Origin of the sequence: Selenomonas sp. oral taxon 892 str. F0426 (genome assembly GCF_000468035.1) — a bacterium.
GTDB lineage: Bacteria > Bacillota > Negativicutes > Selenomonadales > Selenomonadaceae > Centipeda.
The window spans coordinates 206,466-215,621 of the sequence record NZ_KI260535.1; the positions used below are offsets into that span (position 1 = coordinate 206,466).

The window sequence follows — 9,156 nt, forward strand, 5'->3', positions numbered from 1 at the left end:
TTGAGGCGGCGCGTGCAGGTGAGGCAGGACGCGGTTTTGCCGTCGTCGCCGAAGAGGTTCGAAAGCTCGCCGAGCAGAGTTCCGCCGCGACAAACGAGATCGAGCAGACGATCACGCAGATGATCGAGAGCATTCAGGTCGCCGCCGGTGCCATCGAAAGTGCCGAGGAGAAGGTCACGGCAAGCAAAGAAGTCACGGTTGAGACGGAGAAGAGCTTTGACTCCATCCAGAAGCGCCTCGACGAAGTGCGCAGCAGCATTGAGCACATCAGTCAGGCCGTTGACCACACAGCGAACGATATGCAGGATGTCGTCGGCAACGTCCAGAGCATCAGCACCGTCGCCGAGAAGACGGGAGCGAATGCCGAGACCGTCGCCGCCGCCTCTGAGGAGCAGAGCGCAAGCCTGCACGACGTGAGCGCCAGCGCCGACTCTCTCGCACATACGGCAGCGAAACTCAACGACATCACATCGAAGTTTAAGCTGTAAGAAGTCCTTCAAAAGAAAAGGCTGTCGCACGAAGTTTTCTAGCTTCGTGCGACAGCCCCTTTTTCTTGCAAAAATAAAAATCCTGCCTGTTGACAAACACTTCCTTCTCCCTTATAATCATACACATGAATAGTTGTTCACATGTTGTTTGAATAGTTGTTCATATGTTGTTTGAATAAAGGAGACGATCATCATGAAAAAGGCATTTACGATCCGTGAGCTCGACTGCGGCCACTGCGCCCAAGAGATTGAGGAAGCTGCATCGAAGGTTCCCGGTGTGAACAAGGTGCGCGTCAACTTCCTCAGCGAACGCATGACGCTCGACGCAGAGGATGATAAGTTCGATGCAGTGCTCGAGGAGATCAAGAAGATCGTCAAGACCCTCGAGCCGGACGCCGTTCTCGAGGCCTAATCTAAGGAAAGGGTGGCAGCCATGTCGAAAAAACAAAAGCGCATGCTCTACCGCATCGGCGGAGCCATTGCACTCTTCATTCCAGGCATGATCCTCGAAGAGACTCCGATCGGCATGGTGCTGCTTCTTGCAGCCTATGCCCTGATCGGCTGGGACATTCTCTGGCGTGCAGCTGTAAATATCCGACACGGCCGTGTCTTTGACGAGAACTTCCTCATGGCGATCGCCACGATCGGCGCACTTGCCCTCAGCGACTACTCTGAAGGCGTTGCGGTTATGCTCCTCTACCAGATCGGCGAGGGGTTCCAGACCTATGCAGTTCAGCGCTCCCGCCGCTCGATCTCCTCGCTCATGAACATCCGCCCCGATACCGCCCGCGTTCTGCGCGACGGTTCCGAGGAGGAGGTGTTCCCCGATGAGGTTGAGGTCGGAGAGACCATCCTCGTGCGCCCCGGAGAGCGCGTCCCGCTCGACGGCATCATCACAAAGGGGGACGGCCTGCTCGACACCTCTGCACTCACGGGCGAGTCCATGCCGCGTGAGGCACACGCAGGGGACGAGATCATCAGCGGCTGCATCAACCAGACCGGTGTCCTGGAGATCCGCGTCACGACCCCCTACGAGGAATCAACCGTCGAGCGCATTCTCTCCCTCGTCGAGGAGGCCACGGACAAGAAGGCCTCAACCGAGGCATTTATCACGCGCTTCGCTCGTTGGTACACCCCCGTTGTCGTTATCGCAGCAGTCATTCTTGCGATCGTACCGCCGCTCGTGACGGGCGATCCATTCAGCATGTGGATCTACCGTGCGCTGACCTTCCTTGTCATCTCCTGCCCCTGTGCGCTCGTCATCTCGGTTCCGCTCTCCTTCTTTGCGGGGATCGGCGGCGCGAGCCGCGCCGGCATTCTCATCAAGGGAGGCAACTACCTCGAGGCGCTCGCGAATGCGGATACCATTGTCTTTGACAAGACGGGGACGCTTACGAAGGGCAGCTTCCATGTCGCGAGCGTTGTCCCCGCAGAGGGCTTCAGCGAGGAGGAGGTGCTCTTCTACGCAGCAAACGCAGAGCGCTACTCCACACACCCCATTGGGCGTTCGATCCTCCGCGCCTTTACCGGTAATGGAAAAACGACAGACGATACAGATGTACACGCGCTCGAGGAAAATGCAGGGCGCGGCATCTCCGCCCATATCAACGGGCATATGATTCTGCTCGGTACACATGATCTGCTCACGTCCAAAAAGACGGTCGGAATCCCCGCAATCCCGCATGTAGGTGCAGTCTACCTCTCCGTCGATGGCCGCTTTGCGGGCGTCGTCCACGTTGCAGACGAGGTCAAAGAGGATGCCGCAACTGCCGTCCGTGCACTCAAAGAGCGCGGCATTGATGAGACCGTCATGCTCACGGGTGACTCGCGCTGGATCGGCACAAGCGTCGGTAAAAGCCTCGGCATCGACACCATTCACGCAGAGCTGCTCCCGCAGGACAAGGTTGCTCAGGTTGAGACGCGTCTGTCCCATCAGAAAGAGGGCAAGACTCTCGCCTACGTCGGCGACGGCATCAATGACGCGCCCGTGCTCGCACGCGCCGATGTCGGCATCGCCATGGGCGCACTTGGCTCTGACGCAGCGATTGAGGCAGCAGATGTCGTCCTCATGACCGACGAGCCGAAGAAGATTGCAACCGCCATCGACATTGCACGCAAGACCATGCGCATCGCATGGCAGAACATCATCTTTGCAATCGGCATCAAGGGCATCGTCCTCGTCCTCGGCGCACTTGGCTACGCAGGGCTCTGGGCAGCAATCTTCGCCGACGTCGGCGTCACTGTCCTCGCCATCCTCAACGCCATGCGCGCGCTGCACGTGAGGGAATGACTTGCATCGCAGCCTCGTATCTAATATAATAAAGACACAAAAAAGAGAACCGTGACAAGACGGCTACCTCTTCACATTATACGGTTATAACCGCTCGTGCTTGGTAGGTAGGGCGGTTATTTCTTTTTTCCTTTGCACGCAAACAGGGCTGCTGCATGAAGTTATCCAACTTCGTGCAGCAGCCCTGTCTTTCTGTCAGAAACATCGTTACGGGCGCCCCTTCCACCGCTTGCTGACCTGTCCAAGAAGCAAGCCCATAGGGCGCAGCTGATTGGGAAACAGGTCGTATGCGAAAACGACCCAAGAACACGAGCGTTAGCGACGTGTGATTGGTTGACGTTGACCGCTCGCGGTCCCCCTCCCCCGTTTCGACGGGGGAGGCAGGTTGTCGTGAATCACGGCATATCAGCTTCCCCCGCCAAAGCGGGGGAAGTGGCGCGCCGCAGGCGTGACGATAGGGGCGCCGGTAGCTTATGCGACGTTCTTACAAGGAAGAAGGATTGTCCGCTCATAAGGCTCCGAGAGCCTCTTACGCCTCGCCGCGCCGCCCATGGTACAGGCACCACGGTTCCTCCGCCATAAAGTCGCCTCCGTGGTAGTACGCGGCGCGCGCACGGCAGCCGCCGCACGCCTTCTTGTAGCTGCACGAGCCGCAGCCACCGCTGTAGTCGAGCGTACGCAGCTCCTTGAACACCTCGTTCTTCGCCCAGATCTCATCGAACGGCGTCTCGCGCACATCGCCCAGCTCACGGTTGAGGTACGCGCACGGCTGCACTTTGCCGCGCGGACTGATGATGCAGTACGTCAACCCTGCAAGACACCCGCGCGAAAAGCGCGTATCCACGCCAAGCTGATCGGCGATGCGCAGGAACTGCGGCGCACAGGTCGGCTTCAGCTCAATATCCACCGTCTGCTGCTTCTTCATGATGCGCGAGAGGACATCCTCATACGCCTCCGCACGCAGCGACTCCTCCTCGATCGTCTCCGCACGTCCCGTCGGCACGAGGAAGAAAAAGTGGTGCGCCTTCGCCCCAATCTCCACGGCGAAGTCCGTCATCGCCTCAAGCTCGTGCGCGTTCCAGTCCATCACCGTCGTATGGATCTGGAACGGCAGCCCCGCCTCGCGGCAGTTCATCATGCCGCGCACCGCGCCATCCCAGCCGCCTGGGAAGGAACGGAACGTATCGTGCTTCGTCTTGTCGAGCGAGTCAAGTGAGATGCCCATGCCGCACGCCCCCGCTTCCTTGAGCGCCTTTGCCATCGGCAGATCGATCAGCGTCCCGTTCGTGCCGAACACAGGGATCAGCCCAAGTCCGCGCGCGTAGGAAACGAGTTCAAGGATATCGGGACGCGTCAAGGGTTCTCCGCCCGAGAAGATCATGATGCGGAACCCCGCCTTTGCGATCTCGTGCAGAAGTTTCTTGCCCTCCTCCGTCGAGAGTTCCTCGTCCGCGCGGCAGCCCGCATCGCGGTAGCAGTGTGCGCAGTACATATTGCACGCATTCGTCGTATTCCACGAGATGATCTTCACGCCGCCGCCCGCAACGCCCTGCGGGTGCCCCTTCGGCATACCATGCGGATGCCCGCCGGGGTGCCCCATACCGTGTGGATGTCCCGCTGCTGCGTGTGGATGTCCCCCCATCGCGTGCCCGTGTGCGGCGTGCGCCGCCTCCATCGGGGCGCTCACAGCGCAGCCCTCGCAATACCGATCTCCTCATCCGTCAGATAGCAGGACGGATCGGACTCCCAGAAGTCGCCCGTCCGCGCTTCGGCGCGCGTGCGGAAGTTGCCGTTGCACCAGCTCAGGTACTGGCATTTGGCGCAGCGCCCCTTCAGCAGCGGCTTGCGATCCTTCAGCCCCGCGAGAATCGGGTGCGTCATATCCTGCCAGATATCACCGAACTTGCGCTCACGCACGTTGCCGAACGTATGGTGCTGCGTGAATTGATCGGGGTGCACGTAGCCGAGATGATCGACCTCACCGAACGCGATGCCCGAGCGGTTGCCGCCATTCGCGCCGATCAGCTTCTTGATCTGCTCCGCCCCCGCATCGTTGCCCTCCGCGATAGCCTTGAGATACATATAGACCCCGTCGCAGTGGTTGTCCACTGTCAGGATCTCCTTCTTGAGGCCGCGCGCCTCGAAATCCTTCGTCCGCGCTATGATCGTATCCATCGCACGCCGCGACTCCTCCGCCGACACATCCTCATCCATCATCTGGCCGCCGCGCCCCGAGTAGACGAGATGATAGAAGCAGACACGATTGATCCCCTTCTCCTCGATGAAGTCGAAGATCTTGTCCAGCTCCATGATGTTGTGGTGGTTGATCGTAAAGCGCAGACCCACGCGCTGCCCCACGGCAACGCAGTTCTCGATCCCCTCCATCGCACGCTGATACGCGCCCTCGACCCCGCGGAACATATCGTTCACATCCGCAAGGCCGTCGAGCGAGATGCCGACATAGCCGACGCCGAGATCCTTGATCCGCTGGGCCACATCGCGCGTGATGAGCGTCCCGTTCGTCGAGAGCGTCGGGCGCACGCCCGCATCACGCGCATACTCCGCCAGTTCAAAGAAGTCGGGGCGAATGAGCGGCTCGCCGCCCGAGAACAGCAGCACCGGCACGCGGAACTCCGCCAGATCGTCGATGAAGCGTTTCGCCTCCTCCGTCGTCAGCTCACCCGCATACTTCTGCCCGTCCGACTCCATATAGCAGTGACGGCAGCGCAGGTTGCACGTGCGCGTCGAGTTCCACACGACGACAGGTCCCACGCCCTCCGCTGCACCGCTCTTCATGCGATGTGCATTATGCCCGTAACGCAATTCGTCGCCATAGTATTCATCCATAAAAAGAAGCTTCGTTACGCTGATCATTGCGGTCTCCTAAATACACACAAGAATTATTTATTCGCCAGACGGCTGCTCATTCCGCTTGCGAATCCCGTCGAGGAGGAGCCGCGTCTTGAGCGCGATATTCTCCTGAAAGGAAATCTCCAAATGACTAAATGCCGCGGCCTGATAGAGCGAGTGGAACATCTCCGCAATCAAATCGACCGGCACATCACTGCGGATCTCGCCTGCCTCCTGCCCCGCACAGATGATCTCCGTAAAGACTTGCTTGATCTGCGGCGTCATACGGCTGCTCGACGGTTTTGCCACGGGCCGTTCCAGCCCCCCCATCTCCGGCCCGCCATGCATCGCATGATGGGATGCCGAGAGGAACAACGGCATGACAAATCGATTCTCATCGAGGAACTTCGCCGTCACGCGTGCGCCCACCTCCAGCAGCTCGAGCGAACTGCGCTCCGCTGCGCGCGCCTCTGCAAGCGCCATGCGAATCGTCTCGCCGAGACGTCCAAGCAGCGAGAACAGCAGATCCTCCTTCGAATTGAAATAATTGTAGAACGTCCCGATCCCGAGATCTGCCGTGCTCATAATGTCCGCAACGGATGTCTCCTTGTAGCCCTTCTTCGAGAACTCACTGATCGCTGCCTCCAGAATCGTTCGGCGGGACTGCAGCTTCTTGCGCTCTCGGCGGCCCATTTTCTCCTCCAAAAGAACCTCACCCTTTCTTTTGCCATACAGAACTATTATACCGAAAAAGAATGCATTTGAAAAGAGAAAAATGAACGCCGTTCATATTTTCATTCTCAGTCATCTATTTGAGAATAGGAAAAACAAAAAACGCCGACCACAGTCGACGTTATAGATTCATAATGGTGACCCAGGAGGGATTCGAACCCCCGACCCTTTGATTCGTAGTCAAATACTCTAATCCAGCTGAGCTACTGAGTCACGTGTCTTGCGACTCGATTATAATAGCAGATTGGAGGGAGCGTGTCAAGAGATTTTTTCGCCCCAAATTCCATCTCTGTAAAGATGCGTGAGGCGCATCGGTACAATCTCCCCGCGCGCAACATCTGCGTCCGTATAGACACGGACATACGTCTCCGTCAGTCCATCCGTCACATCGTCTGCCGTCGTCTCAAAGAGCACCTCCGCCACCGTACCGAGCTGACTGCGGTGATACGCCTCTGCCATCTCCTCAGCGAGCGCCTGCATCCGTGCGGCACGCTCCTTTCGCACCATCGGCGGCACCTGATCCGCGCGTCGCGCTGCGGGCGTTCCCTTGCGCGCCGAGTACGGGAATACATGCATCCGAGCAAAGCCGATCTCACGCACAAACGCCATCCCCGCTGCGAAATCCTCCTCCGTCTCTCCCGGAAAGCCAACGATGATATCCGTCGAGATCACAACGCCCGGCACCGCTGCGCGCACCTCCGCGATCAGACGTGCAAAATCCGCCGTACTGTAGTGGCGATTCATCGCACGCAGCACATGATCGCTCCCCGCCTGCAGCGGCAGATGCAGATGCGCTGCAAAGCGCGGCTCCGACCGTATCAGATCGAGAAGATCCGCGGACAGCTCCACCGACTCGAGTGACCCGAGGCGCAGGCGGCGCAGCTTTTTCTCGGCGAGCGCCGTACGACACGCATCAGCCAGCGTCGGCCGCTCTGCGAGATCAATGCCGTATGCGCCGAGATGAATCCCCGTCAGCACCACCTCGTGAAAGCCCGCCTCCGTGAGAAGCGCCATCTCACGCGCAACGGCAGAGAGTTCGCGCGACTTCACAGGGCCGCGTGCATAGGGAATAATGCAGAACGTGCAGAAGTTTTGACATCCATCCTCGATCTTCAAAAAAGCACGCGTGCGGTGTGGGAGTGCGTGGAGCGGGATGTCCTCAAAGACACGGGCCTGCATGATATCCGTGATTGTCCCCGCGATGCCCGTCGTCTCATGAAGTGATGCCTCCACATAGTCCACGATACGGGCACGCTCCTTCGTCCCGATCACCACACGCACTCCCTCGAGCGCACGGATCTCCTCGGGAGCGACCTGTGCATAGCAGCCTGTCACCGCGATGCAGGCACGGGGATTCGTCCGCGCCGCGCGGCGAATCAGCTGACGTGATTTGCGGTCGCTCAGATGCGTCACCGAGCACGTATTGATGACATAGACATCCGCCATGTCCTCGAATGCGACTACATCATAGCCGCGCGCACGAAACAGCCCCTCCATTGTCTCCGTCTCGAACTGATTCACCTTACAGCCGAGCGTCATAAATGCAGCCCTCAAGCCGTACCTCCTTCCAAATATTTTCCTATTCTACCACAGAACGCATGACAAATGATAAATTTTTCTCGTAAAACTAATGACATTTTGCCAAAAAACGATATAATAGTATGTAGGAAATTATCCTCATGGTATCGTGCCACAACCAGGGAAGGGGGAAGATATATGGCAACCATTACACAGATGACCAGCGCAGCGCGCAGCATCTACACATCGCTCTATACGAGCAACTCACGCACGGATGCGACGGCAGCGCTCTTCGGCGGCAATCAGACGCGCAGACGCCCCAGCTCCAGCTACTACTCCACACAGTACAGGGGGGCGGAATCCAGTGCGAAGGAGCTCCGTTCCATCATGGACATCGCAAATCAGGCGGCAAGCCTGCGCAAGTCCTACGCGGAGACGAGTTCCAAGTTCTACGCCGAGTACGATTCGAACATGAAGGATCTGCGCAAATCCGCCGGCAAGGTCAGCGGGATGGACTATCAGCTCAGCAGTTCCGACATCACGACGAATGCAGACGGCTCCAAATCCTACAGTGACCGCCTCAAGACTGCCATTGGAAACGTCAAGGATCTCGTGAACAAGTACAACGAGACCTCAGACTTCCTGCGGGAAAACAAGAGCCTTGGCAAGGGCGTCCGTCAGCTCAGCACAGAGTTCTCCGACACCACATACAAGGCGGACTCATACGCGAAGATGGGCATCACCGTCGACGCCAAAACAGGCAAGATGAGCGTGAACGAGAGCCGTCTTGCACGCGCCCTCACCGAGTCCCCGGCTCAGTCTGAGGCAATCCTCGGCAAGGGCGGACTCGCCGGTCGCGCCGACCGTCACGCGCAGTATGCGCAGATGTCGCGCAGCCGCGTCATTCCGTCCATGGAGCAGGCAATCGGCAGTCAGCTCAACTACGCGTCGAGCCTTTTGAACGGCAGATCGCTGCCCACCATGTCGCGCTACTCGAACATGCTGAATCTCTTCAGCATCTACGTCTAAGAGAGGGGGAAGCACAATGGATCTTACAATGGACATTGCACAGATGTCAGTTGGAATGCACCAGGCCCAGGCACAGCAGAGCCTCGGTATCGCCGTCGCAAAGCTCGCCATGGACTCCGGCAAGGAGGCCCTCGAACTCATCGAGGAAACCACAGCGAGCCTCGACCCCAGCCTTGGGAACAGCATCGACGTATCTGCATAAACCACTCTAAAACAAAAGGGGGTGTTGCATGAAGCCAAAAACTTCGT

At 58.4% G+C, this 9,156-nt stretch carries 9 protein-coding genes and 1 tRNA gene; 5 read left to right on the forward strand and 5 right to left on the reverse strand.

Annotation, left to right across the window (positions count from 1 at the left end):
• The 3 genes from HMPREF1992_RS04705 to HMPREF1992_RS04715 form a co-directional block, all read left to right on the forward strand.
• Positions 1–488, forward strand: a 488-nt coding sequence (locus HMPREF1992_RS04705; protein ID WP_021684714.1) for a methyl-accepting chemotaxis protein, incomplete at its 5' end; no start/stop codon positions are given.
• A 193-nt stretch (positions 489–681) separates the two neighbouring features.
• Positions 682–900: a heavy-metal-associated domain-containing protein gene (locus tag HMPREF1992_RS04710; RefSeq protein ID WP_021684716.1), complete on the forward strand. Its 219-nt coding sequence runs from the start codon at positions 682–684 to the stop codon at positions 898–900.
• Between the two features lie 21 nt (positions 901–921).
• A complete protein-coding gene (locus HMPREF1992_RS04715) occupies positions 922–2,778 on the forward strand; it encodes a heavy metal translocating P-type ATPase (RefSeq protein WP_021684717.1) in 1,857 nt (618 codons plus the stop codon).
• A 529-nt stretch (positions 2,779–3,307) separates the two neighbouring features.
• Here HMPREF1992_RS04715 and nirJ2 read toward each other — a convergent pair.
• The 5 genes from nirJ2 to mtaB form a co-directional block, all read right to left on the reverse strand.
• Positions 3,308–4,453: a putative heme d1 biosynthesis radical SAM protein NirJ2 gene (gene nirJ2, locus HMPREF1992_RS04720; RefSeq protein WP_021684719.1), complete on the reverse strand. Its 1,146-nt coding sequence runs from the start codon at positions 4,451–4,453 to the stop codon at positions 3,308–3,310.
• A gap of 8 nt (positions 4,454–4,461) precedes the next feature.
• On the reverse strand, positions 4,462–5,652 hold the full coding sequence (nirJ1, locus tag HMPREF1992_RS04725; protein ID WP_021684720.1) for a putative heme d1 biosynthesis radical SAM protein NirJ1: 1,191 nt from the start codon (positions 5,650–5,652) through the stop codon (positions 4,462–4,464).
• A gap of 30 nt (positions 5,653–5,682) precedes the next feature.
• On the reverse strand, positions 5,683–6,321 hold the full coding sequence (locus HMPREF1992_RS04730) for a TetR/AcrR family transcriptional regulator (protein ID WP_021684721.1): 639 nt from the start codon (positions 6,319–6,321) through the stop codon (positions 5,683–5,685).
• 174 nt (positions 6,322–6,495) lie between these two features.
• Positions 6,496–6,573, reverse strand: a tRNA-Arg gene (locus HMPREF1992_RS04735).
• Positions 6,574–6,618: 45 nt separating this feature from the next.
• A complete protein-coding gene (gene mtaB, locus HMPREF1992_RS04740; RefSeq protein ID WP_037358605.1) occupies positions 6,619–7,914 on the reverse strand; it encodes a tRNA (N(6)-L-threonylcarbamoyladenosine(37)-C(2))-methylthiotransferase MtaB in 1,296 nt (431 codons plus the stop codon).
• A gap of 162 nt (positions 7,915–8,076) precedes the next feature.
• Between mtaB and fliD the strand changes: the two genes are divergently transcribed.
• Positions 8,077–8,907: a flagellar filament capping protein FliD gene (gene fliD, locus HMPREF1992_RS04745; RefSeq protein WP_021684725.1), complete on the forward strand. Its 831-nt coding sequence runs from the start codon at positions 8,077–8,079 to the stop codon at positions 8,905–8,907.
• 16 nt (positions 8,908–8,923) lie between these two features.
• The gene (locus HMPREF1992_RS04750) at positions 8,924–9,109 is read left to right on the forward strand and encodes a YjfB family protein (protein WP_021684726.1); all 186 of its coding nucleotides are present in this window, start codon (positions 8,924–8,926) and stop codon (positions 9,107–9,109) included.
• The last annotated feature ends 47 nt before the right edge of the window (positions 9,110–9,156 follow it).

Excerpts from the sequence above, each read along its gene's own strand:
- HMPREF1992_RS04710 (WP_021684716.1), top strand. The coding sequence starts at position 682 with ATGAAAAAGGCATTTACGATCCGTGAGCTCGACTGCGGCCACTGCGCC.
- HMPREF1992_RS04715 (WP_021684717.1), top strand. The coding sequence starts at position 922 with ATGTCGAAAAAACAAAAGCGCATGCTCTACCGCATCGGCGGAGCCATT.
- nirJ2 (WP_021684719.1), bottom strand. The coding sequence starts at position 4,453 with ATGGAGGCGGCGCACGCCGCACACGGGCACGCGATGGGGGGACATCCA.
- nirJ1 (WP_021684720.1), bottom strand. The coding sequence starts at position 5,652 with ATGATCAGCGTAACGAAGCTTCTTTTTATGGATGAATACTATGGCGAC.
- HMPREF1992_RS04730 (WP_021684721.1), bottom strand. The coding sequence starts at position 6,321 with ATGGGCCGCCGAGAGCGCAAGAAGCTGCAGTCCCGCCGAACGATTCTG.
- fliD (WP_021684725.1), top strand. The coding sequence starts at position 8,077 with ATGGCAACCATTACACAGATGACCAGCGCAGCGCGCAGCATCTACACA.
- HMPREF1992_RS04750 (WP_021684726.1), top strand. The coding sequence starts at position 8,924 with ATGGATCTTACAATGGACATTGCACAGATGTCAGTTGGAATGCACCAG.